A 23,841-nucleotide genomic window follows, 5' to 3' on the forward strand; every position below is an offset into this window, starting at 1 on the left:
GTTCCCCGCCAGCCGCTCATTCTGAAATCAAACGCCAAGGGATTTGAGCTTTCGGTGAAGAGCGGAGCGCTCCATGCCGATAAACTCCGCCGTGCGGGAGATATTGCCGCCAAAGCGGTTGATCTGCGCAATCAGATATTCCTTCTCAAACATCTCGCGCGCCTCGCGAAGCGGCAGCGCCATGATGTGCTGATCCGACTGCGTGGGCGTGCGCGGCATCACATCGCCAATTTCTGACGGCAGCAAATCCGCGGTGATTGGCGCGGACACCTCATCGTCGCGAATAAGGATCATCAGCCGTTCGATATTGTTGCGAAGCTGGCGGACATTGCCCGGCCAATTGTGCGCCTGAAGCACCGCCATCGCATCATCCGCAATGCGGCGCGGGCGAATGCCGGACTGGCGCGCGATCTGCGTCATGAAATGATCGACCAGATACGGAATATCCTCGCGGCGCTCAGCCAGCGCCGGCACAAGCACCGGAACCACCGCAAGACGGTGATACAGGTCTTCCCGGAAGCGGCCCTCGGCAATCATGCCTTCAAGGTTTTGAGCGGTTGATGAAATGATGCGCACATCCACCTTCACCCGCTTGGTGCCACCTACGCGTTCGAATTGCTGATCGACCAGCACGCGCAGGATCTTGTTCTGCGTTTCGCGCGGCATGTCGGCAACTTCGTCGAGGTAGAGAATGCCGCGGTGAGCCTCCTCTAGTGCGCCGACCTTGCGCTCACCACCGTTGGATTCGGTGCCGAACAGCTCAATCTCCATGCGTTCCGGCGTGATTGCCGCCGCGTTGAGCGTGACGAACGGCCCGGCTTTGCGACCCGAATGCGCATGGATGGCACGCGCCACGAGTTCCTTGCCCGAACCAGACGGGCCGATGATCATGACACGGCTGTTGGTCGGAGAAACGCGGTCGATGGTCTGGCGCAACTGCATCATGCCGGAGGACATGCCGATGAGGTCAGCAGAGTCGCCGCTACGCATCTTGAGCTCGGAAACTTCACGCTTGAGCTTGGATGTTTCCAGCGCGCGCTCCGCAACCAGAATGAGGCGGTCGGCCTTAAACGGCTTTTCGATGAAATCATATGCGCCGCGCCGGATCGCGGAAACGGCGGTTTCAATGTTGCCGTGACCTGAAATCATGACCACCGGCACGCTGGGGTGCATGACCTTGATCTGGTCAAGCAGAGCAAGACCATCAAGGCGTGACCCCTGCATCCAGATATCGAGGAAAATCAGGCGCGGCACACGGTCCGCGATGGATGCGAGCGCGCTGTCCGCGTCATGCGCGGTTCGCGTCTCGTGCCCTTCATCACTCAAAATGCCCGCTACGAGTTCGCGGATATCGGCTTCATCATCAATGACAAGAATATCAGACGCCATTTGCGACCTTCTTTTCAATCTGTTCGCCCGATGGAGCAGCAGGCGCAGAATTGGCTCCAGCAGCCGGAAGAATAATGCTCACCATGGCGCCCCGTCCTCCATGGAAACCTTCCGGAGCGTCATTGAGTTCCAGGCGTCCCCCGTGGTCCTCAACGATTTTCTTGACAATCGCGAGGCCAAGACCGGTGCCCTTCTCGCGCGTCGTCATATAAGGCTCAAGCAGCCGCTGGCGGTTTTCGCGCGGCAGGCCCTTGCCATTGTCCATCACATCGATGCGAATATCCGTCCCTTCGCGATGCGCGCGAATACGGATGACGCCGGGCTCGCCGCCCTGCCTTCCATCGATGGCTTCCGATGCATTCTTTATGACGTTGCCAAACGCCTGCGATAGCAGACGGCTATCAAACGTGCCGCGCAGCGGCTCGTCGCCAAACTCGCGCTCGAACCTGATGTCTGACCGACTGACTTCGACAAGGAAGGATGCTTCGCGCAGGGCTTCCCGCAAATCCAGCAGCTTCATTTCTGGCTTTGGCATACGCGCAAAAGCCGAGAACTCATCCACCATACGCCCGATGTCCTCGACCTGCCGGATGATCGTATCCGTGCACTGGTCGAAAACCTCGCGGTCTTCCTGAATGACTTTTCCGTACCGGCGGCGGATGCGCTCGGCGGAAAGCTGGATTGGAGTCAGCGGATTCTTGATTTCGTGGGCGATGCGGCGCGCGACGTCTGCCCATGCGGTGGAGCGCTGCGCCTGCACCAGATCGGTGATGTCGTCGATTGTCACGACATAGGACTGGTCCAGATCGCCGGACTGGGAACTATCGGGAGCTTCAACCGTGATCTGCACGTTGAATGTGCGCTCTGAACCCGCACGGAAGAACGTGACCTGCTCGCGGTAGGCAGGCTTGTCGGACTTGCGGCCAATCTCGAAAACCTGTCCGACATGGGGCAGCAGCTCCGACAGCTTCCGGCCCACGGCAGTTTCGGCGGAAAGCGCCAGCATCGCTTCGGCGGACGGATTGACGATGGTGATGATGCCATCGGGATCGACGCCGATAACGCCCGCCGTGACGCCCGCGAGCACGGCCTCTGAAAAGCGGCGGCGCTCGTCTATCGTGTCGCGCGCCGTGATGAGTTCATTGCGCTGCGAATTCAACTCCTGGATCATCTTGTTGAACGTGTCGCCAAGTGAGGCGACGTCGCCGTCCGAATGGCGCACGGGCACCTCGACATTGAGATTGCCGGTGGCGACTTCATCCGCTGCGCCGATCAACTGGCGAATGGGCCGCACGAGCCGGTCCGCAACGGCAATACCCGTCCAGATGGCCGACAGCACCACAATCAAAGCCAGCGTGACATAGGGCAGCGCGAACGCCGCCTGAAAACGCCCGCGATTGTCCTCCAGCCCGCGATATTCATCCGTGTTGGCGCGCACGATTTCGCGCGCTCGGATGACCTGCGGGTCAACCAATCTAATTGTATAGAGATAGAGCCCCTCGATTTCCTTGAGTTTGATGATCGCGCCAATGATGTTGCGCGTGCGCGGCTCAATCAGCAGCGGCTGACCATCCTGCGCAGCCTCAGCGGCACCTTCCGGCGGCTCCGGCATAGGGAAATCAGCATTGGTGTTGGCGCTCATGACGAATTCGCCATCGGCACGGATCAACGCAGCGTGAGCGAGCGCACGCCCCACCGCCTGGCGGCTCATGAGGTCAATAAAGCCGGTACGGTCCAGACCGTAAAGCTGACGCTGGTTGTCAAGGTCGTAGGCCATCGACATCGTGGTGCCGAGCAGATTGCGCGCGTTCTCCTGCACGTAAGCATCAGCAATGGACAGCGACGAGGAAATGATCGTCTTGGTGCGAATCTCGAACCAGCGGTCAAGGCCGATGTTCAGCGAAAGCGCCGCGATGATGGCGACGATGATGGCCGGGATGGCCGCCACCAGCGCGAACATTGTGACAATGCGCACATGCAGCCGCGAAGCCGCGCGCCCGCGCTTTCGCGCCTGAATGATTCGGTGCGCTTCCCGCACGATCAAGGCGATGAGCAGGACGATGAACACGCCGTTGATTATCGCCAAGATAATCGTGGTGCGCGCATCCGGCACAATGGACGTGCTGCCGACCAGAATCGCGAAGGAAACACCGGCCGCAATGAGTGCGCCGACGATGACAATGATGCCGGGCAACGCCAATAGACGGCGGGCGCCGTCGCCTGCTCCGGCGGCCGCGAATAAAGGTTTTACGGTGGCCGTTGTCTGTGTAGCCATGCGCACTTCGTTGAGATCGAGATTCGACCTATGCAACGCATTGTGGCGATTCTGCAACAAAATGGCAAATCTGCCACAGTTTGTTGTGAGTTGGCGAAGTGCGCCCGCCGCTACGCTTTGCGCCACCATGCGGCATCGTCAGGCTGCTTTTCGATGCCAGTTTGATCTGCGCGCGCGGCACGCGTTGACGCGTTCTCGCCGGAGAGGTCGATGTTTGGCGCGATTTCCGCAAGGGGCAGCAATACGAACGGACGATCCAACATGCGGGGATGCGGAATTTCCAACCCCTCCTCATTGATCGTGTCCGAGCCATATTTAAGTATATCGATATCAATCGTGCGCGGACCCCAACGCTCAGCCCTGACGCGCTTCAATGTCTTTTCCGTTGCAAGACAAAGCTCCAGCAATTCACGCGGCGAGCGCGTGGTGCGGATCTCGGCGGCCGCATTCAGAAAATCCGGCTGATCGGTCTTGCCCCAAGGCGGCGTGCGGTAGATGGACGAAACCTTGCCGATAGCGGAACGCGCGTCGGAATCCATGGTGCGGAGAGCCTGCCCCATCGCGGCTTTCGGATCGCCGAGATTCCCGCCAAGACCAATATATGCAATCTGAATCATGATCTTGCAGATAATTATTGATCTGATTTGTTGGTGAAAAGAACAGCATCAGCAACGGCCAGCGCATCCCTGTTCGCAGCGACATTGTGAACGCGGAAGATGGCTGCACCCTTCATGCGGAGCAAAACGCTAGTCGCCGCAGTGCCGATGTCGCGGTCTTGCGGTTCACGACCAATAAGCGAGCCGAGCAGACGCTTGCGCGACGTGCCAACCAGAAACGGCAGGTTGAATGCACCAAGCTCTTCAAAATGTGCCATTATCTCAATGTTTTCTTTGGCATCTTTGCCAAACCCGAAGCCGGGGTCAAGCACGATGTGGTCACGCGATACGCCTGCTTCATCTGCGATCAGGAGCGATTTCTGGAGAAAGTCGAACTGATCCAGAATTGGCGCTCGGCGTATTTCCCGCTCGCGGCTGTTGTGCATAACAACCAGCCCCGCGCCGGTATCTGCCGCTAGATTTGCAATGGCAGGGTCGTGTTGCAGACCCCAGATGTCGTTCACGATGTGCGCTCCGGCTTCCAGTCCGCGCCGCGCGGTATCGGATCGGTATGTGTCGACGGAGATAATGACGTCCATCCGGCGCGAGATTGCTTCAATTACTGGTAGCACGCGCGCCTGCTCTTCTTCGGCGGTGACGGCGCTCGCGCCGGGGCGCGTTGATTCGCCGCCGATATCGACGATCGAAGCGCCCTCCTCCACCATGCGCTCTGCCTGCCGCAGAACATCATCGATAGAGCCGTAACGTCCACCATCCGAAAAACTATCGGGGGTAACGTTCAATATGCCCATAATGTGAGCCTGCAACCCAAGATCGAGGTGGCGATTATGCGCCAAATGCCATCTAATCGATTTCATGGCGCTCTATCCCTCCACTCCCATTCTCGCTGCACTGATTGTCGCCGGGATGATTATCCCCACGGCGGCTTCTGCCGAAGCGCTTTCGCTTAGTTATTCCTATTTCACAATAGGCGGCGCAACACCGATGGATATAGAGGCCGAGATGGGCCGGTTTGGTCCCGAAATCAAGGGAAGCGAATACAGGCACCCGGGCGCGACGCGCATGGAATTTTCCAGCCGCATCGGCTACCGCCAGGATCAGAACAAGTGCCGGATCGTTTCGGCGCAGGTCAGCATCAAGGCGAAGGTTATCCTGCCGCGCTGGAAACGACCACGCAACGCAGATGCCGCGGCGCGCCTTTTCTGGGACGTGCTTTCCGCAGACATCGTGCGCCACGAGGAAAGCCATCTGGTGATCGGGCGCAACCACGCGCGCAGCCTCGAAAGACAGCTAAAGAAACTGCCCGCGCAAAAGGACTGCGACAAGCTCGCAGAACAGGCCGAAGTGCTGAAAGAAAAGATCATGGCCGAGCATGATCGTGAGCAACAGCGTTTCGACGCTATCGAAGGCAAAAACCTCGAAAAGCGGCTCGTGGGCAAGCTAAAGCGGCGAATCGAAAAGTAAGCCTGCCGGGAAGCAGTTCGGCTGTTTCGCTCAACCCTGCCGTTCAGGGACGCGAACGACGAGACCGTTCAACTCATCGCGGACCCTGATCTGGCACGAAAGACGCGAATTCGGCCGCACGTCATAGGCGAAGTCGAGCATGTCTTCTTCCATCGCCTCGGGTTCGCCGACGGCAGGCATCCACGCTTCATCCACATAAACATGGCAAGTGGCACATGCGCAGGCGCCGCCGCACTCGGCTTCAATGCCGGGAACGTCGTTTCGAATGGCATTTTCCATCACGGTCGAGCCGTTTTCGGCTTCGACGTCAAACTTTGTGCCGTCGAAGGCGATGAACGATATTTGTGTCATTGAACTACGCGGACCTGCCCAAAAATGTTGCCTAGCCGGGAGATAATGCCTTGCACAAACAAGTCAACCAGCAGGACAGACTCAGAAGCGGTCCAAGACCGACCTGCCCGGCTGCTTTCGCGACACTTACCCTGCGAGAAGCTGCGCAAAGCGGCTAGCTTCATCGGCAAGCCCATCCAGCTGCTTCAAAGCTTGCGCATCGTCTGGCTGTAGCATCAGGCGCTCGGCGCAGTCGGAAAGCGCGAACGCGCCAACCGCGCGCGCAGCACCTTTCAGTTTATGCGCCAGCCGCGTGCGATCCTCACCCTCAGCGGCAGGAATTTCCCGCCTTGCCGCGGCAAGTTGATCGATGAAAATGAGCAGTACCTCGCGCTGCAACTCCGCATCGTTCATTGTCTGCTGAGCGAGATGGGTGATATCGATGGGTGCGCTTGCCATATTCTTGCCGCCAGAAGCCTCTCCAGAAGGTGCAAAAACCGGTTGGAAAATAGAGTTTTGCACCATATTAAGAGTTCCTAACAGGCTGTGAATAAATTGGTTCGCGTTTGAAGCACGAAACTGGAAAAGACATTAATGTTCAAGGTCTAAGCTAATTGACGTAAAAGGTGGCGTTGAAACGGAAAAACCGAGTGCGTTAACCGTATGTTTAAACTTTTACGCATTTGCGCCTTTGGATGTTTCCTTTCATCCCCCGCAAAACTACGATAGGTTGGACTTGCTATAATTGTGCTTAGTGCGCAACGCAATGAAACCCGCGTTTTTCGAGTACAGGATAGGGCCCTAGCGACATGGCGAAAAAGACGACTTCGAGCAAAGCGCTCGACCGTGACGTCGCGAAACAGCTTGAGCAGGCACTGGACAAAGATCTTGCCAATGACGGTCTGATTGAACAGCCCGAAGCGGCTGCTGCGTCCGGCAATCTTGTTACACTCAAGGAACTTGAGGTGCAGATTTCCAAGGCCGCGGACGAGCTTGCGCGCGCGGGGCGCGGCGATCCTGCAACCGAGGCGTCAGCAGCAAACGTCAATTCTGACTCGCAGCAGACGCAGCGGCCGGCCGAATTTGCACCGGCTAATGATGACAGGCTGACCGACCGCCGCAGCTTCCGCGAACATTTCGGACGCGGCGGCTCGCGTGCGCCCTATGTTATTGCCGGCTTGCTCAGCGTTATCTGGCTCTTCATCTGCTACGCAGTGGCCGTGCGCACCCTGCCCTCCGCAATCTGGGACGCTACGCGCGTCGAGGAGATCATTCAGGATCGCTCTGCAGTATTCATGGGCGCGCTGACGCTGATCCCGATAATGCTCTTCTGGGCGTTTGCGGTGATGGTGCGCCGTGCGCAGGATATGCGTCTTGCCGCGCAATCCATGACTGAACTGGCATTCAGGCTGGTTGACCCGGAAGCTTCCGCGCACGGGCGCGTGCAGACCGTGGGCCATGCCGTTCGGCGCGAAGTGGCCGCATTGAACGAAGGAATTGAGCGCACGCTCGCGCGCGCGGTCGAGCTTGAAACACTCGTGCAAACGGAAGTGAACCAGCTCGAACGCTCCTACACGGACAATGAGGCGCGTATCCGCCGCCTGGTGGACGGTCTGGGAAGCGAGCGCGAAGCCGTTGTGAGCCATGCCGAGCGTGTGCGCGCATCCATCGCCGGTGCGCATGAAACGTTGCGCGAGGAGTTGAGTGCCGCAAGCGACCTGATCCGTCAGAACATTTTGAGCGCGTCGGAAAACCTTTCCTCGACCATCAAGGATTCCGGCACGGACATGATCCAGCGCTTCAACGAAAATGGAGCGGAGGTCTTCACGCAGATCGACGAGAAGTTCGGCTCGCTGTCGGACCGCATCACGGAGTCCGGCCAGACGATTGGCTCGATGCTGGATTCGCGTATCGCCAACCTCACCCAAGGCACGGTCGACGCAGCACAATCGCTGTCCCGCGTTCTCGAAGAGCGCGCCACCAGCATGATTTCGCTGCTGGGTTCGGCAACAAACTCGCTGAACGATGAGTTTAATAAGCGCCTGCATGACATTGAAAACACACTGACTGAGCGCGGCCAATCGCTGATCGGCGAGTTCCAGAGCCGCGCGGACGCTCTGGACGTCGGAACGGAGCGCCTGAACGTGGCGCTTGAGGCTCGCGCCCGCCAGATCAACGACACTCTGGTTGAGCGCACGCGCGAGATCGCAGGCAGCTTCGCCAGCGGCAAGGAAGACCTCGCCCGCCTCATCGAGGAAAATCAGAAGCGTATCGACTCTGAAATGTCTGCGCTGGTTCAGACGGCGTCTGCTGCGCTCGAACAACATGCAGAGCAATTCATTGACCGTCTGGACGCTGGCCGCAGCCGTCTCTCCCGCGCGCTCGATCAAGATCTGGAGCAGTTGGCGCAGGCCCGCGCGGAAATAGATGCCGCAGCAGCCGACGAAATGCGCCAGCTTTCGCAGAGCCGCGCACAGATGATCGAAGACCTGCACAGCGAGCTTGGACAGTTTGACCGCAGCCGCGCCGAGTTTGTCGAAGAAGTAGCCGGCCACGTTGCGCGCATGGAAGAAAGCCGCACGGCAACCAGCGCTGCTCTCGCGCAGGACCTCGGCAAGGTGGAGGAATCGCGTCGTCTTATCGATCTTTCGATGGGCGAGCATTCGCGAAGCCTGAGCGAAGGACGCGAAGCGCTTTCGAACATGCTGAGCGACGATCTCTCCCAACTCAACGAAGCGCGCAACGCGATTGATGAATCAGTTCGCGGTCACGTCAGCAAGCTGGGCGAAGGACGCGACCTGTTGAAGCGCGCGCTGGACTCCGATCTGATTCGCGTTACGGAAAGCCGCAAGGAACTCGACGAGACGTTTGCGCGCCTGGTTGCTTCGCAGTCGGAGCGCTTTGAGGAGGGCCGCAAGGCGCTGACCGATGCGCTGCAGGAAGACCTGAACAAGCTGGCCGAAAGCCGTGCCAACATTGATGGTCTGGTTGCACGGCAGGTCGAGAAATTGGCGGAAGGCCGCGACATTCTGCGCCGCGCACTGGAATCCGACCTCTCAAAGGTCGCCGAAAGCCGTACCGAAGTTGACGCCATGATCAACGAGCTCGTCGTCTCGCAGGGCGAAAAGCTGGAAGAAGGCCGCCGCGCACTTGCGCTCGCGCTGCAGGATGATCTCGACAAGCTCGCCTCGGCGCGCTCGGACATTGATGGGCTGGTTGCGGGACAGGTGAGCAAGCTCTCCGAAGGTCGCGATATTCTCAAGCGCGCATTGCAAGCGGACCTTGAGCAGCTTTCGACGGAACGTGACGAACTGCATGGCGCAATCCAGACGCATCTGGGCAACCTGTCCAGCCATCGCGACGAAATGGCGAAGGCGCTCGAACAGGATTTGCAGCGGCTTGCTTCCAGCGGCAAGGAACTTGGCGAAGCGCTGCGCACGGCAATCGCCAGCCAGGCGGAAGGTCTGGAACATGGGCGCCGGGTACTTTCCGACGCGTTGCAGGAAGACCTTGCGCGCCTTGGCGACGACCGCGCTGCGCTGGACGGCATGGTTGGCCGGCAGGTCGAAAGGCTGGCGGAAGGCCGCAATATTTTGCGCCGCGCTTTGGAAGCCGATCTCGACAAGATCAATGAGAGCCACGCCGATCTGGGCAATCAGGTTGCGTCGATCGTTGCCGACCTCGGCCGTACATTCGAAGCGGGCCACAAGGTTATCACGCAGACGGTTTCCTCTGATCTCGCCCGCATGAACGAAAGCCGGTCTGAACTGGACAGCCAGTTGAGCGGCATGATGGCCGAGTTGAGCCGTACCTTCGAGGACGGTCGCAGCGCCATTGCGCAAACTGTGGCGGATGATCTTGAAAAGCTCGCAGAAAGCCGAGCGGCAATCGATTCCATGGTTGCCGGTCAGGTCGAGAAGCTGGCAGAGGGCCGCGACCTGTTAAGCCGCGCACTGGAAGCCGACATCGAAAAGCTGGATCAACATCGCGTCGGGCTTGATTCCTCCCTTGCCCGCATGCTTTCAGAACTCAATCGCGGGTTCGAGGATGGCAGCAGATTGCTGAGCGACACTATCGAAAGCGACCTCGCCAAGCTGGCGGAAAGCCGCGTCCATGTAGACGAATTGATCTCCGGTCAGGTGCATAAGCTTTCGGAAGGTCGCGCGCTGCTCACCCGTTCGCTGGAAGCGGATTTGGCGGAGTTCGACAAGCGCCGCATCGATCTGGACGATTCACTCAAGTCTGTCGTCGAGCGCCAGAAGACCTCCTTCGATGAAGGTCGTGACGCGCTTGCCGCCGCGCTGGAAGACGATCTGGCAAAGCTGGCCGAGAGCCGCAGCAGCATAGATGGCCTCGTTTCGGCGCAGGTTGAAAAGCTGGCGCACGGCCGTAACATTCTCGTTCGCGCGCTGGAGGGCGATCTTGGCAAGCTCGCACAGAGCCGCAAGGAACTGGACGATACGCTGAGCCAGATCACCGTGCAGCTTAACGGCAGCTTCGGTGCAGGCCGCGACGCTCTCGCCGCGGCGGTGGAAGAAGACCTGCAAAAGCTGGCCGATACACGGATGCAGATTGACGAAATGGTGTCCGGCCAGATCGGCAAGCTGGCCGAGGGCCGCAACCTGCTGGTGCGCGCGCTCGAAACCGATCTGAAGCGCCTCACCGACGCCAAGTCTGAGTTTGACGGCGGCGTGGTGAACCTCATCAATAGTTATAGCGACAACTTCACCGAAGGCCGAGCCGCCCTGTCTCGCGCGCTGGAAGACGACCTCACCAAGCTGGCCGAAAGCCGCGCGAGCATAGACGGGCTCGTGGCCGCGCAGGTGGAGAAGCTATCAGAAGGACGCAACATTCTCGTGCGTGCTCTGGAAGCGGACCTGTCGCGCATCGGCAATAGCCGCGACGAACTGGAATCCCTGATGCAGCGCGTCGCCGTTGAGCAGGAAGAAGGGCTGGCGAAGGGCCGCGAACGGCTTTCGCAGGCGCTGGAGGACGATCTTCGCAAGCTTGCTGAATCGCGCTCCGATATTGACGGTCTGGTGGCCGGTCAGGTCGAGAAACTGTCCGAAGGCCGCAATATTCTCAAGCGCGCGCTTGAGGCCGATCTTGTAACGCTGGGCGAAAGCCGTGTCGAGCTGGATGCAGCGCTGGTGAAGATGCTCGAAGGACACCATGCCGTGTTCGAGGAGCGCCGCGCGCAGCTTAGCCGTGCGCTCGAAGGCGATCTTGAAAAGCTCGCCGAAAGCCGCGTCAGCATCGATAGCCTCGTTTCCGGTCAGGTTGAGAAGTTGGCCGAAGGCCGCAATATCCTGCGCCGCGCATTGGAAGCCGATCTCTCGGCGGTGGATGCGGCGCGTGAAAACCTGCAGGCTGCGCTCAATGGCCATATCGACGGGCTGAACCAGGGCCGCAACAATCTTTCGGCTGCGCTGGAATCTGATTTGCAGCGGCTCGACGAAGCCCGCACTTTGCTGGATGCGCAGGCTGCAGAACACATCAAGGTATTCGCGGATCGGCGTCAGGAAATCTCCGCAGCGCTGGCTGGCGATGTCCAGCAGATCGACGCGTCCTTCCAGCGCCACATCGATGCAATTTCCGACCGCGCGAGCGCGGTGGAGAATGCGCTTGCTACAGGCGTGGAAAACGTCCGCATCGTGCTGGAGCACAGCGCCGTGCGCACTGCCGGAGAGTTGCGCGACAAGGTTCTGGAACTGACTGCCGCCTTGACCAGCGAGGCTGGCAAAGTGTTCACCGATGCCGATCGCCAGATTGCGGTGCGCGCGGAGGAAACGGCGCATTCGCTCGCCAGCCGCACAGAGGAAATTGCACGCGCATTCGAGGATGCGGACCGCCGCATTTCCGATCGCGCGCTGGACAGCCTGCAGGGCATTACGGCGCGCGCCGAAGAAGCTGCCGACCACATTGCCGATCGCGCGCAGCGCATCGGCGAAGTGTTCGAGCGGGCAGACGAGGTCATTGCCGCACGTGCGGACGAAACCGGACGTGGCGCACAGGCCCGTGCGGCTGAGATCGAACGATTGTTCGATGATGGCGACCGCAAGCTGGCAGCGCGCGCAATCGAAAATGCGAGTGCCCTCGCCCAGCGAGCAATCGAAATTGTCCAGTTGTTTGAAAGCGCAGATGGCAGGATTTCGGAGCGCGTCAGCTCTTCTGCAGACGCACTTTCGGCTCGCGCAGACGAACTGAGGGCCATGTTCGAGCGCGCCGACAACCTGCTGTCTTCGAACATTTCGGCTGGTGCCGACCAACTTTCTGCGCGCGCTTCGGATGTCGCGAACATCTTCTTCGAGACGGAGCAGCGCATCGTCGCACGCACACATCAAACGTCTGCGGAACTCAGCCAGAAAACCGAAGATATCGCCAAGATCCTCGAACAGGCCGAAAACCGGATCGTGTCGCGCACGGGCGAAACGGCCGCGGAACTCGGAACGCGGGCTGGCGAAGTTGCGCGCCTGTTTGACGATGCGGATCGCAAGATCGCGGACCGCGCGGACGCACTGACCGCCGCGCTCGACCAGCGTACGGCGCAGTTTGGGGAATTGTTCGAGCAGACCGACAGCCGCCTTGTTCGCCGCACAGGCGAGACGGCACAGGAACTCGAACGGCGTGCGCGCAACATTGGAGACGCGCTGGCATCTGCCGAGCAACGCCTGGCGCAAAGCTCCGATCAGGCGGTCATCCGCATTTCGGAAGATGTCGCACAGGCCGAGGCACGCCTCTCGCAAGCGGCAGCGGACGTACGCAGCTCGATTGAGCAGGATTTTGCAACCAGCGAAGCAAAACTCTCGCAGCGCGCCAACGTTATCGCGGACACGTTCTCCGCTGTCGGCAAGCACATCACCGAAACCACCAACGAAGCGGCTCGAACGCTGGGCGACAACACGCGCGAACTGAACGAGATTCTGGAATCGCGTTCGTCCGAAATGATCCGCATCCTTGACGATACGGCACGTCCACTCGCCGAACGTTTCACCGCAGGCGGAAGCGAACTGGAACGCAGCATCGAAGCAGCGGCCGAAAAAGCAACGCAGCGGTTGCGTGCGGAAAACGCTGAGTTTGTCGAGACCTTGGCAGGCCAAGCCAATCAGGCGCTGGCCGCTGCATCGGACACACGCGCGAAGATCACCCAGGCAGTCGATCAAACCGTTGCCAAGGTTGTGGATTCGAACCGCCAGCTTTCCGAACTTGCAGGACTGGCCGAACAGAGCCTCGACACGGTTGACCGCCGCCTGAATGAAACAACGCAAGCGTTTGCGGCTTCGACCGAACGCGCCGCGCAGACCTTTGCCAGCTCGGCGCGCCTGCTGGATTCCAACACAACGCGCCTCACCACCATGACTTCGGAAACGCTGAAGGCCGTGGCGGGAATCGCCAGCCGCTTTGACGAGCACAGCAAGCTGCTGTCGTCCGCGAGCGATCTCCTCGGCTCGGCGCAGGGCAATCTCGTTACGACGCTCGGCGACCGTCAGAGCGCGCTTGAAGATCTCGCGGTTGGGCTGGTCAAGAAGTCGGAAGACATCGAAAAGATCATGAGGTCTTTCGAGGGACTGGTGATGAACTCGTTTGCGCAAGCCGAAGGTCGTGCGCAGGAAACGACCGCAAGTATCCAGAAGTCGCTTTCATCGGTGATCGACGGAGCTACACAGCGGTTCGCGGATGCGACCGACGAACTGCGCAAAGTTTCTGAAACGATCCGGCACGAGTTGGACGACACGCGCAATGCGTTGAAGAAGGGCATCGTGGACATGCCCGTCGAGGCGCGGGAATCCACAAGTGCAATTCGCCGTGCCGTGACGGAACAGATTAACGCATTGAAGGAACTGTCCGCGATTGTCGTGCAGTCGGGTCGGACCATTGATGTCAGCGATCCTGACCGCTCCGTGATCCGTCGCCCGGTTTCCAATTCCGAGACGCGGTTGGCGGAACGCTTTGCAACACCGAGCGCACCTGAGGAAGTGAAACTGCCGCTGCGTGGCTCCATCGTGGATGCGCCTCAGCCAAAGCCACGCGTAGCGCCGGTACCAGCGCCAGCCCCTGCACCGACTCCTGCCCCTGCAGCGCCGGCAGGCGAGGTGAAAACCGCACCGCGCGTGGAAGTGATTACACCTGCGCCAGCCGCGCGATTGGACAACACGCTGGGGTCGCTGGCCAAGGATATCGCCAAGTCGATCGATACTGAGACACTGAGCGAGATCTGGGAACGTCGCGAGGCCGGTCGCGCGCTGGATGTTTCACGCAGGCTCTACACGTTGCGCGGCCAGCAGATTTTTGATGAGGTGGCTGATAAGTATCGCCGCGACGACGGCTTCCGTACGGCGGTGGATCGTTACTGCGACGACTTCGAGCGGTTGCTGGATCGTGTCAGCCGCACCGAAGGCGGAAAGCTGAAAGTGCGCAATTACGAGATGTCCGATACCGGCAAGGCATACATCATGCTCGCTCACGCATCGGGTCGCCTGGCGTAGGGATTATTTCGCGGATCGACTGCCGCGCCGCGTCTCTTCCTTCTGTGAGCGTCGAGCTCAATTCGGGAAAGTCAGCGCTGCCCCTCACCTGCCTGCCGGCATCCTCTCCCGCAAACGGGGAGAGGCAAGCGGTGGCCAAGCCTCGCGAAATCTCGAACGTCTCCGCGTGTTCAGCGCATGCGTCAAATTTGGCGCACCGTCGAAGTTACCCGCTCCCCGCTTACGGGGGTGGGTAAGGGTGAGGGCAAAATAAGCGCCACAGGCAAACAACCAGCTGAGACGCAGAGCCGAATACCTGCACTGTATCGAGCGCAAAAATCCGCTTACGACCTGCTCAAATAATCGAAGCGGTCCAGCTCACAATGTCGGTAGCTGCTTTGCCAAATGCAGCGTCGAGCGCATCTACATAAGCATTGTTGCCCGAACCGCTGACAAAGGCATCGGCCTCGAACACGCGGGCGGCGCGGACAACGCCGTTGCGATCATTAAGGATACGGACGAACAACGTCACATGCGCGCGCTGCTGCCCATCGAGCCGAATGTTGAAGGCGCGGATTTCCGTGACGACCTGATAGTCGATTGCAAGGCCCTCGCCCGGCTTGCCAACGCCAGCGAACTGGCCGGACTTCTGAAACGTCTCAGCGAGGCGCGCCTGAATGACCTTGGGCAGGCGATCCGCCCATTGCGCACCTGAGAGATATTCAATCGATCCCGCCTGTGGCTTGATGACAATGTTCTGGCTATCGAGCGCTTTCAGCGCCGATGGCTCGGTGATGAGAATTTGCACACCACGGCGCGCCTTGCCCTTGTCTGCGCCCGGAGCCGTCAGCTCATAGGTGTCCAGCGGCTTGGCCTTGCCGCCAAGCAAAGCGCAACCCGAAACAGAGAGGGAAAGCGCGACAGCGGTCGCAATCGCTCGGATCGAAACTCTCATCCCTTACCAAATCCCACCTAACGCTGCCCCACTTGAACACGGCGCCCTCTACGCCGCACGCGCATCATCGACGCGCTCTACCATCATAACGTCTGACTTCGCCATCGCCACCGCCAAGAATGCGCTGCGGATTGCGCTCAAGATCGGTAATAGCTCCCTCGATACGATTAACCGACCGGCGAGCATCATTGATGAGTGCTTCGGCATCACGCAACCCCTGCCCCGAGAATCGAGCCAATCCATCGGTGATCGTCCCCAACTTCGAGTTGAGCGTGTCCGCAACCTGCCGATATGCCTTCAGCGTGTCGTTGATTTGAACCATAACGCCCTGCGCGTCACCAGATCCGAGCAGATTGTCGACCTTGGTCACTACCGTGTCGAACTTCTTGCCAGTCTCGGTCAGGTTCTTGGTGAAGATGTCAACATTGGTCACGACATCCGAAACCTTGTTCTTGTCGATTGCCTTGACGATTTCTTCCGCCGCCTTGAGCGTGCCATCCAGCTTTTGCGAAACGCCGGAGAGTTCGTCGGCAAGGTTGGAAACGCTGCCGAGGAATTTATCTACGCCATCCGAATTGTTCGCCAGCGCATCCGAGAACTTGCGCGCGTTCTCTGCGGTTTTCTGGAGTTCAGGGCGAACGTCTTTGGTGAAGCCCTCAAGCTCGACCAGAACCTTGTCTGTCCGGGTCAAAATCTCCTGGGCGGTTTGCAGCAGACTTGTAACAGCCGACGGGCTCGCGGTGACTTCAGGCACCTTGTTCTGCTCATCAGCCTCGGTAAACAGATTCGGCTCCTGCAGGCTGCCACCCTTCATTTCAATGTTTGCAGTACCGGTCAGGCCAGCCAGACCGATGACGGCTTGCGTGGAGCGTGTAACCGGGGTCCGCCGGTCAACCATCGCATCGGCGATAGCAGCCGAAGGATTTGCGCGATCGATATAGACGGTCTGCACCTCACCCACGCGCACACCGTTGAACAGCACGACACTGCCGCGCCCCAGACCCGACGCCGAGCCAGGAATGCGGAAGCGCAGCAAAGTCAGTTCGCCCTTGTCGCTGACTGCGGCGGTCCAATAGACGAACAGAAACGCGCCGAGCACGGCAAGGACCGTGAACAAGCCGACGATTACGTAATTTGCTCTGGTTTCCATGGAAAATCTAAGCTCTGTGACGCAAGTCGAGATGCCGCGCTCGCTTGCCTCTGAAATAGGATTTCACCCACGGCTCCTCGCTTTTCAGCATGTCTTCTATGGTTCCCTGAATGAGGACACGCTTATCGCCGAGGACTGCGATACGGTCGCAGGCCGTGAAAAGACTATCGAGGTCATGCGTGACCATATAAACGGTCAAGCCGAGCGTGTCGCGCAGCTTTATGACAAGCTCGTCGAACTCTGCTGCACCGATTGGGTCCAGGCCAGATGTCGGCTCATCAAGAAAGACAAGGTCGGGATCGAGCGCGAGCGCACGCGCAAGGGCGGCGCGCTTGATCATGCCGCCGGAAAGCTCAGACGGGAATTTCGGCCCAGCATCGCGCGGCAAGCCAACAAGCTCAATTTTGAGCATTGCAAGCTCGTCCATCAGCTTCTTTGGGAGGTCCAGATATTCCCGCATCGGAACCTGAACGTTTTCGAGCACGGTAAGTGCCGAAAAAAGCGCGCCGTGCTGAAAAAGCACCCCCATGCGCATGTCGATTGCCATTTTTTCTTCCGGCGTGGCCTTATCGACGTCGATGCCGAACACTTTAACGGTGCCCGCCTGCTTGCGGTTCAAGCCGAGAATAGTACGCATCAGCACAGATTTGCCCGTGCCCGAACCGCCGACGAAACCCAGAATTTCGCCGCGATAGATTTCGAGATTCAAGTTTTTCAGGACTACCTTCGAGCCGAACGCAACGGTGATGTCATGCGCGGTCAGAATAATCTCATGATCGTGCCGTTCTTCTGAAATTTCTTGCGCTTCTGCTGTGTCTGCCATGGTTCGCCCTAGAAGTTGATAGTGGCGAAGAACATGGCGAACAAGCCGTCCATGATGACAACGACAAAAATGGATTTCACGACCGAACTCGTAACCTGACGGCCAAGCGACTCCGCGCTGCCGCCCACCTTCAAGCCCTCGACCGAAGCAAGAATGCCGATGATGATCGCCATGAACGGCGCTTTGACCAGACCGACCGCGATGGTTGACACATCGATTGCAGAACGCAGCCTGTCGATAAACGCTGTGGGCGGAATGTCTACATAGGCCCAGCCGACGAATATCGCGCCTGCAAGTGCCGCGAAATTCGCGATGATGGTGAGCAAAGGCAGCGAAATAACCAGCGCGACAAGGCGCGGAAAAACAAGCACGCCAACCGGATTAAGGCCGATGACGGTGAGTGCATCGACCTCCTCGCGCATTTTCATGGAACCGATTTCGGCAGTGATAGCGCTGCCGGATCGACCGGCAACCATGATCGCAGTCATGAGCACGCCGAGTTCGCGCAGAACCAGAATGCCGACCAGATCGACCACGAAAATGTCAGCACCGAAATAGCGCAACTGGAACGCGCCCTGCTGCGCGATGATCGCGCCAACGATGGCCGACATGAGCACGACAACGGGGATGGCGCCGACCCCCATGCGGTCAATCTGGTGAACAATGGCGGTGAAGTTGATCGACTGGCCGCGACCGGCCTTCATCTGCCCGCCACGAATGGTCGCGCCGAGAATATAAAGCGAGGCGGTGACATCGTCGCGCACGCTGTAAACAGAGCGCCCTATGCTCTCCAGCAAGCGGATCAAGACGAAAGGCTTTGGTTCCGGCTTGGTGTCGTCTTTCGATTCCGCGGCAGGCTCGACAGCATCCAGCAGGATGGTGTCATCCTTGTTAGCGCCCGAAATGGAAACCTCTATCTTGCGTTCGCGAAACGCTTGCGTGAAACGATCCACGATCCACGCGCCTGCCGTATCGATGCGGCCAATGCTGGATATGTCGACCTCCACCCGCTCCACACCCTTGGTGGATTGAAGTGCGCGCATCTGGTCGTCCACCTTGCCGACGCGGCGAGTGGACCAGATTCCCGTCAGTTGAACCGAAAGCACGCCGCCCTCCTGCTGGGAGGCAACGACCGGCCCGTCCTCTGGGCGACCGGGAGCGTTTGTGCGGCGTTTGGTCAACATCGCCCACCTCTTACCGGCACGACAGCGGCATGTCACTTTGCTGCCTGGTCAACAGGCGATTCGCAGAGTGCAAATTCATGGGGCGTGTCCTTTCCGTCACTGGTGAAACCTTCCCGATTGCGGGCGCTTTCACGATTTCGCGCGGCTCCAAGACCGAAGCGGAGGTTTTGGTCTGCACCATCGCAGAAACGGGAAAAGAAGGTCGGGGCGAATGCGTTCCATACAAGCGATATGGCGAAACGCTCGAATCAGTAAGCAATCAGATCGAGGCGATTGGCGCAGCTATCGCACGGGGGCTGACGCGAACGGAATTGCTGGACGCGATGCCTGCCGGCGGCGCACGCAACGCGGTTGACTGTGCGCTGTGGGATCTGGAGGCCAAGATTTCAGGCAAGAGCGTGGTGGCCATGCTCGGCGGGGCTGCACCGCAGCCTTTGATAACTGCCTATACGCTTTCGCTCGGAAGCCCGGAGAGCATGGCCGAACAGGCGCGCAAGAATGCGGGGCGACCTTTGCTGAAGATCAAGCTTGGCACCGACGATGACGCATCGCGGCTTCGCGCCGTCGCCACTGCGGCGCCAAACTCCAAACTGATCGTAGATGCCAACGAAGGTTGGACCGACGACAATCTGGAAAAGCATCTGACGATTGCCGCCGAATGTGGCGTGGTGCTGATTGAGCAACCCTTGCCCGCTGGCAAGGATTCCAAGCTGGCGAAGGTGGCGCATGTTGTGCCGATCTGCGCGGATGAAAGCGTGCATGTGGCTGCAGATCTCGAAAGCCTGCGCGGCCTTTATGACGCGGTGAATATCAAGCTCGACAAAGCGGGCGGGCTGACCGAAGCGCTTAGATTGCGTGACGCGGCGCGCGCGGACGGCTTTGGCATCATGGTTGGCTGCATGGTTGGCTCATCGCTGGCGATGGCGCCTGCGGTTTTACTCGCGCAGGGCGCGGATTATGTCGATCTGGACGGCCCGCTGCTGCTTGCGCGTGACCGCACACCCGCGCTGCGATACGATGGCTCAACCGTTTCGCCACCAGAACCCACGCTGTGGGGCTGAAGGAAGGATTTCACATGGACCTGGGAATTCGTGGCCGCAAGGCCATCGTTTGCGCATCCAGCAAGGGATTGGGCAAAGGCTGCGCGATAGCGCTGGCCGAAGCTGGCTGCGACCTTGCAGTGAACGGACGCAATGCGCTGGTTCTAGCCGAAACAGCGAAGCAATTGCGTGATTTCGGCGTTTCCGTCACGGAGATTGTAGGCGACGTTTCCGATCATGGCTGTCAGCGCGAACTGCTGGGCGTATTCGCGGAACCGGACATTCTGGTGAACAATAATGGCGGACCGCCGCGTCGCGATTTTCGCGAACTCGACCGTGACGCAATTCTTGCGGGCGTGACGCAAAACATGGTGACGCCGATAGAACTTACCAAAGCCGTGCTGGACGGCATGGCTGCGCGCGGGTTTGGCCGCATCGTCAACATCACGTCGCTCTCCGTTTATGTGCCGATACCGGGGCTCGATCTTTCCTCGGGCGCGCGGGCCGGGCTGACATCGTTTATGGCTGGCGTTGCACGCACAGTGGCGTCGCGCAATGTCACGATCAACAATCTGCTGCCAGGCAAGCTCGATACGGATCGCCTGCGCGGTGCTTTCAAAGCGGACGTTGATGAGGCCGAACAGAAGGTGCGGCTGGCTGCAGACATACCGGCGAAAAGGCTCGGCACGGCGGAGGAATTCGGCAAGATTTGCGCGTTTTTGTGCTCAGCGCACGCCGGATATCTGACCGGACAAAACATTCCGGTTGATGGAGGCTTATATATCAGCGCATTTTAGGCACCCGTAAGCACGGGAGGACAGGCGCATTTCGCTAGGCGAGACGATCAGGAATCAGCGCTGGATCTGGGTCGCGATGTTTTTTGCGGGCCTTGCGCTGGCTATCGCTCTGTTTGGCAGCACATTTGCAACGCGAACCTATCTGGCGCAAACCGCCCAACGCGGACAGACAACGCTCGGCTTGGCGGTAGCCGCGCTGCAAGGGCACCTCAACAGGTTTGAGCCGTTGCCTGCACTGATTGCTGACCACGAGATGATCCGCGAACTGGTGCGCGACCCGGACAATCCGCAGCTTCGCGACGAGGCGAATAGATATCTCAAGAAAATCAACGCGTTGCTGAAGTCTTCCGACATCTATGTGATGGCACCGGACGGCACGACCATCGTCGCCAGCAACTACGACACGGATTTGAGTTTCGTCGGCGAGAATTTCAGCTACCGGCCCTATTATCAGCAAGCGATGAAGGGCGAGCCCGGGCGGTTTTTCGCGCTCGGCACAACCTCGCTCAAACGCGGCTATTACTTTTCGTCTCCTGTGCGAGACGGCGGCGCAATTCGTGGCGTCGTCGTGTTCAAGGTCGATCTGGACGACATCGAAGACTCATGGGCCAGCGGCGACTACGAAATCATAGTCACCGATCCGCAAGGGATCGTGTTCATGACCAGTCGTAGCGAATGGCTGTACGCGGGAATGCTGCCACTGACCGAGGAGCGCCTATCGCAAATGCGCGGCTGGCGGCGCTATGCCGATACGCCACTGCGCGAACTGCCGATTACAAATCAGGTCAGTGAAAATGGCCGCGATGTAATCCGCATTCGCGGCAACGGGACGGATCGCGAATTTCTAGTCGAATCCAAGGAAATGCCGGAGGCCGGCTGGACGGTCAGCGTTTTGATGGACACGCGCGCCGCGCGAGCCCAAGCGCTGACGGGCGTGATAACTGCTGTGTTGCTCGTGCTGCTGGCGGGGCTCGCAACGGCGTTCGTGCTGCAAAGACGCGCGCAGCTTGCGGAACGTTTGCGCATACAGCGCGCCGCACAAGAAGAGCTTGAAGGGCGCGTCGAGGAACGCACAGCCGACCTCGCGGCGGTCAATCAAAGGCTTGAAAATGAGGTGACGGAGCGCAGAGCGACCGAGATGCAATTGCGCCAGACGCAATCCGACCTTGTGCAGGCGGGAAAGCTTGCTGCACTGGGGCAGATGTCGGCAGCGCTTTCGCATGAGTTCAATCAGCCGCTCGCGGCAGTGAAGACCTATGCAGAGAATGGCGCGACGCTGATCGACCGGGACCGAAGTGCGGATGCGCGAGACAATCTCGTGCGGATTTCCAGCCTTGCCGACCGCATGGCGACCATCAGCCGTCACCTTCGCAATTTCGCGCGCGAGCCGAACCAGAAGCTGGGCCCCGTGCTGCTGCAAGAGGTGATCAACGACACGGTGGAAATCGTAACGCCACGGCTGAAATCGGCAGGCGTAGTGCTTGAGACCAAAATCGATCCGCCAACGCTTGCCGTGCGTGCCGGTGCGGTACGGTTACAGCAGGTGCTGGTGAATCTGATTACCAATGCGGCTGATGCGCTGGAAGGCAGGGCTGAGCGCAACGTGACCATAAGCGCGCAGCGTAAGGGTTCAAAAGTGTTCGTATCCGTGCGCGACAATGGCCCCGGCGTAGCCGAAGCAATACGCGACAGGATATTCGATCCGTTCTACTCGACCAAGGGCGTTGGCAAGGGACTTGGCCTTGGATTGTCAATTTCATATAACATTATCAAAGATTTCAGAGGACAACTTACTGTAAAAAATCACCCAGATGGTGGTGCATTGTTCACGCTCGAACTGGACGCCGCGCGGATTCAGCACAAAGAGGCAGCAGAATGATGCCTTCGCTGGTGCTGCTGGTCGACGATGAGGACGAGTTGCGCCGCTCGACCGGCCAGGCACTGGATCTGGAGGGCTTGAAGGTTGAAGAATGTGCCAGCGCGGAGGAAGCGCTGGAACTGGTAACGCCCGGATTCAACGGTGTTGTGATCTCTGACATCCGCATGCCGAGCATGGACGGCATGACGCTGATGGAGCGTATTCGAGAAATCGATCCCGATATTCCGGTCATTCTGGTGACTGGTCACGGTGACGTTCAGCTTGCCGTGCGGGCCATGCGCGAAGGCGCATATGATTTTATCGAAAAACCCTTCAACACGCGGCACCTTGCGGAAATGTCTGCGCGCGCGATGGATCGCCGTCAACTGGTGCTGGAAAACCGGGCGCTGCGCGCCGCCGCTGGCCAGCGCGACGATCTGGAAACGCGATTGCCGGGGCGCACGCAGGCGATGATTGACCTGCGCTATTTGATCCGCGCAGCTGCCGGAACGGATGCGGATATGCTGATTGTGGGTGATACGGGTGTAGGCAAGGAAGTCGTGGCTCGCGCCGTGCATGATTTGAGCGCTCGCGCCTCACGTCCTTTCGTGGCAATCAATTGCGCCGCCCTGCCCGTTGATCTGATCGAGAGCGAACTTTTCGGCCATGAGGCGGGTGCATTTCCCGGCGCGCTGCGCCCGCGCTACGGCAAGTTTGAACATGCGCGCGGCGGCACGATTCTGCTGGACGAAATCGGCTCCATGCCGCTGAACCTGCAAGCCAAGTTGCTGCGCGTAATACAGGAGCGCGTTATAACCCGGCTCGGCTCAAACGAACCGATCCCGCTCGATGCGCGGTTCGTGGCGCTGAGCAAAGTGGATTTGGAAAAGGAAGTCGAGGCGGGCAGATTCCGCGCCGACCTGCTCTACCGGCTGAATGTCATAACGCTGAAAGTGCCATCACTGGCCGCACGGCGCGAAGATATTCCGCTGCTGTTCCTGCAATTGCTGCGGGAGGCAGCGGGACGCTATCGCCGCGACGAGCCGACATTGCAACATGCGCTACTTGCTTCGCTTGCCCGGCGCGAATGGCCTGGAAATGTTCGCGAACTTCGCAATGCCGCCGACAGACATCTGCTTGGCCTAGACCACATGGAAAGCGAGACGCAAGCATCTGAAAGCGCTTCTTCGGGCAAGCTGGCGGATCGCGTTGCCGCATTCGAACGGCACATCATCGCGCAGGAATTGGCGAGAAACAGCGGCAAGCTGAAGAGCGTTTATGAGGCCTTGGGAATCTCGCGCAAGACGCTCTACGACAAGATGGTGAAATATGAGCTGGACGCGCATGATGGCGATGGCGGCGGCTCAAATGGGTAGAATCTCACACATCAATTAGCCAACTGTCACCCAATTTACCCATTTTTGCGAATTGGTTTTGCATTCGCCGGCTTTATCCGACCCCGAACGATTGTTTCGTGCGAATTTGGCGAAATAA

The 23,841-nt window shown here is 59.2% G+C and carries 16 protein-coding genes; 6 read left to right on the top strand and 10 right to left on the bottom strand.

The annotated features are described in order from the left end of the window. Positions 1–27: 27 nt before the first annotated feature. The 4 genes from ntrX to folP all read right to left on the bottom strand — a co-directional run bounded on the left by ntrX (position 28) and on the right by folP (position 5,138). A complete protein-coding gene (gene ntrX / locus DY251_RS15400) occupies positions 28–1,389 on the bottom strand; it encodes a nitrogen assimilation response regulator NtrX (RefSeq protein WP_116624807.1) in 1,362 nt (453 codons plus the stop codon). Continuing rightward, positions 1,379–3,664, bottom strand: coding sequence for a sensor histidine kinase NtrY-like (locus tag DY251_RS15405; RefSeq protein WP_116624891.1), 2,286 nt, complete (start codon positions 3,662–3,664; stop codon positions 1,379–1,381). The genes ntrX and DY251_RS15405 overlap by 11 nt, the downstream gene beginning before the upstream one ends. Before the next feature lie 110 nt (positions 3,665–3,774). Then, positions 3,775–4,281 (bottom strand): 2-amino-4-hydroxy-6-hydroxymethyldihydropteridine diphosphokinase, encoded by a 507-nt coding sequence (folK, locus tag DY251_RS15410; protein WP_116624808.1) that lies wholly within the window; start codon positions 4,279–4,281, stop codon positions 3,775–3,777. A gap of 14 nt (positions 4,282–4,295) precedes the next feature. Continuing rightward, positions 4,296–5,138 carry a dihydropteroate synthase gene (gene folP, locus DY251_RS15415; RefSeq protein ID WP_116624809.1) on the bottom strand — a complete coding sequence of 281 codons (843 nt, stop codon included), beginning with the start codon at positions 5,136–5,138 and terminating at the stop codon, positions 4,296–4,298. Here folP and DY251_RS15420 point away from each other — a divergent pair. Continuing rightward, positions 5,137–5,745: a DUF922 domain-containing Zn-dependent protease gene (locus tag DY251_RS15420; RefSeq protein WP_116624810.1), complete on the top strand. Its 609-nt coding sequence runs from the start codon at positions 5,137–5,139 to the stop codon at positions 5,743–5,745. The two genes, folP and DY251_RS15420, sit on opposite strands and share 2 nt — an antisense overlap. Positions 5,746–5,775: 30 nt before the next feature. Here the strand turns inward: DY251_RS15420 and DY251_RS15425 are convergent, their stop codons facing one another. Both DY251_RS15425 and DY251_RS15430 read right to left on the bottom strand, forming a co-directional pair. After that, positions 5,776–6,096, bottom strand: a complete 321-nt coding sequence (locus tag DY251_RS15425) for a 2Fe-2S iron-sulfur cluster-binding protein (RefSeq protein WP_116624811.1) — start codon at positions 6,094–6,096, stop codon at positions 5,776–5,778. A 126-nt stretch (positions 6,097–6,222) separates the two neighbouring features. Further along, positions 6,223–6,534 carry an Hpt domain-containing protein gene (locus DY251_RS15430; protein WP_158553265.1) on the bottom strand — a complete coding sequence of 104 codons (312 nt, stop codon included), beginning with the start codon at positions 6,532–6,534 and terminating at the stop codon, positions 6,223–6,225. 350 nt (positions 6,535–6,884) lie between these two features. Between DY251_RS15430 and DY251_RS15435 the strand changes: the two genes are divergently transcribed. Next, positions 6,885–14,561, top strand: coding sequence for a hypothetical protein (locus DY251_RS15435; RefSeq protein ID WP_116624813.1), 7,677 nt, complete (start codon positions 6,885–6,887; stop codon positions 14,559–14,561). Positions 14,562–14,895: 334 nt separating this feature from the next. Here the strand turns inward: DY251_RS15435 and DY251_RS15440 are convergent, their stop codons facing one another. The 4 genes from DY251_RS15440 to DY251_RS15455 form a co-directional block, all read right to left on the bottom strand. Then, positions 14,896–15,495, bottom strand: a complete 600-nt coding sequence (locus DY251_RS15440; protein ID WP_116624814.1) for an ABC-type transport auxiliary lipoprotein family protein — start codon at positions 15,493–15,495, stop codon at positions 14,896–14,898. 64 nt (positions 15,496–15,559) lie between these two features. Continuing rightward, entirely contained in the window at positions 15,560–16,645 is a 1,086-nt protein-coding gene (locus DY251_RS15445) for an MlaD family protein (RefSeq protein ID WP_116624815.1), read from the bottom strand. 7 nt (positions 16,646–16,652) lie between these two features. Next, on the bottom strand, positions 16,653–17,468 hold the full coding sequence (locus tag DY251_RS15450; RefSeq protein ID WP_116624816.1) for an ABC transporter ATP-binding protein: 816 nt from the start codon (positions 17,466–17,468) through the stop codon (positions 16,653–16,655). Positions 17,469–17,476: 8 nt separating this feature from the next. Continuing rightward, positions 17,477–18,652 (bottom strand): MlaE family ABC transporter permease, encoded by a 1,176-nt coding sequence (locus tag DY251_RS15455; protein WP_116624817.1) that lies wholly within the window; start codon positions 18,650–18,652, stop codon positions 17,477–17,479. A gap of 77 nt (positions 18,653–18,729) precedes the next feature. Here DY251_RS15455 and dgcA point away from each other — a divergent pair, with 77 nt between their 5' ends. The 4 genes from dgcA (at position 18,730) to DY251_RS15475 (ending at position 23,723) form a co-directional block, all read left to right on the top strand. Next, positions 18,730–19,713, top strand: a complete 984-nt coding sequence (gene dgcA, locus DY251_RS15460) for an N-acetyl-D-Glu racemase DgcA (protein ID WP_116624818.1) — start codon at positions 18,730–18,732, stop codon at positions 19,711–19,713. 14 nt (positions 19,714–19,727) lie between these two features. Continuing rightward, positions 19,728–20,489, top strand: coding sequence for an SDR family oxidoreductase (locus tag DY251_RS15465; RefSeq protein WP_116624819.1), 762 nt, complete (start codon positions 19,728–19,730; stop codon positions 20,487–20,489). A gap of 76 nt (positions 20,490–20,565) precedes the next feature. Continuing rightward, the gene (locus tag DY251_RS15470) at positions 20,566–22,368 is read left to right on the top strand and encodes a sensor histidine kinase (RefSeq protein WP_116624820.1); all 1,803 of its coding nucleotides are present in this window, start codon (positions 20,566–20,568) and stop codon (positions 22,366–22,368) included. After that, positions 22,365–23,723: a sigma-54-dependent transcriptional regulator gene (locus DY251_RS15475; protein WP_116624821.1), complete on the top strand. Its 1,359-nt coding sequence runs from the start codon at positions 22,365–22,367 to the stop codon at positions 23,721–23,723. The genes DY251_RS15470 and DY251_RS15475 overlap by 4 nt, the downstream gene beginning before the upstream one ends. Positions 23,724–23,841 lie beyond the last annotated feature (118 nt).

Origin of the sequence: Mesorhizobium denitrificans (assembly GCF_003403035.1) — a bacterium.
Classification (GTDB): Bacteria; Pseudomonadota; Alphaproteobacteria; order Rhizobiales; family Rhizobiaceae; genus Mesorhizobium_G; species Mesorhizobium_G denitrificans.

Excerpts from the sequence above, each read along its gene's own strand:
- ntrX (WP_116624807.1), bottom strand. The coding sequence starts at position 1,389 with ATGGCGTCTGATATTCTTGTCATTGATGATGAAGCCGATATCCGCGAA.
- DY251_RS15405 (WP_116624891.1), bottom strand. The coding sequence starts at position 3,664 with ATGGCTACACAGACAACGGCCACCGTAAAACCTTTATTCGCGGCCGCC.
- folK (WP_116624808.1), bottom strand. The coding sequence starts at position 4,281 with ATGATTCAGATTGCATATATTGGTCTTGGCGGGAATCTCGGCGATCCG.
- DY251_RS15420 (WP_116624810.1), top strand. The coding sequence starts at position 5,137 with ATGGCGCTCTATCCCTCCACTCCCATTCTCGCTGCACTGATTGTCGCC.
- folP (WP_116624809.1), bottom strand. The coding sequence starts at position 5,138 with ATGAAATCGATTAGATGGCATTTGGCGCATAATCGCCACCTCGATCTT.
- DY251_RS15425 (WP_116624811.1), bottom strand. The coding sequence starts at position 6,096 with ATGACACAAATATCGTTCATCGCCTTCGACGGCACAAAGTTTGACGTC.
- DY251_RS15430 (WP_158553265.1), bottom strand. The coding sequence starts at position 6,534 with ATGGCAAGCGCACCCATCGATATCACCCATCTCGCTCAGCAGACAATG.
- DY251_RS15435 (WP_116624813.1), top strand. The coding sequence starts at position 6,885 with ATGGCGAAAAAGACGACTTCGAGCAAAGCGCTCGACCGTGACGTCGCG.
- DY251_RS15440 (WP_116624814.1), bottom strand. The coding sequence starts at position 15,495 with ATGAGAGTTTCGATCCGAGCGATTGCGACCGCTGTCGCGCTTTCCCTC.
- DY251_RS15445 (WP_116624815.1), bottom strand. The coding sequence starts at position 16,645 with ATGGAAACCAGAGCAAATTACGTAATCGTCGGCTTGTTCACGGTCCTT.
- DY251_RS15450 (WP_116624816.1), bottom strand. The coding sequence starts at position 17,468 with ATGGCAGACACAGCAGAAGCGCAAGAAATTTCAGAAGAACGGCACGAT.
- DY251_RS15455 (WP_116624817.1), bottom strand. The coding sequence starts at position 18,652 with ATGTTGACCAAACGCCGCACAAACGCTCCCGGTCGCCCAGAGGACGGG.
- dgcA (WP_116624818.1), top strand. The coding sequence starts at position 18,730 with ATGGGGCGTGTCCTTTCCGTCACTGGTGAAACCTTCCCGATTGCGGGC.
- DY251_RS15465 (WP_116624819.1), top strand. The coding sequence starts at position 19,728 with ATGGACCTGGGAATTCGTGGCCGCAAGGCCATCGTTTGCGCATCCAGC.
- DY251_RS15470 (WP_116624820.1), top strand. The coding sequence starts at position 20,566 with ATGTTTTTTGCGGGCCTTGCGCTGGCTATCGCTCTGTTTGGCAGCACA.
- DY251_RS15475 (WP_116624821.1), top strand. The coding sequence starts at position 22,365 with ATGATGCCTTCGCTGGTGCTGCTGGTCGACGATGAGGACGAGTTGCGC.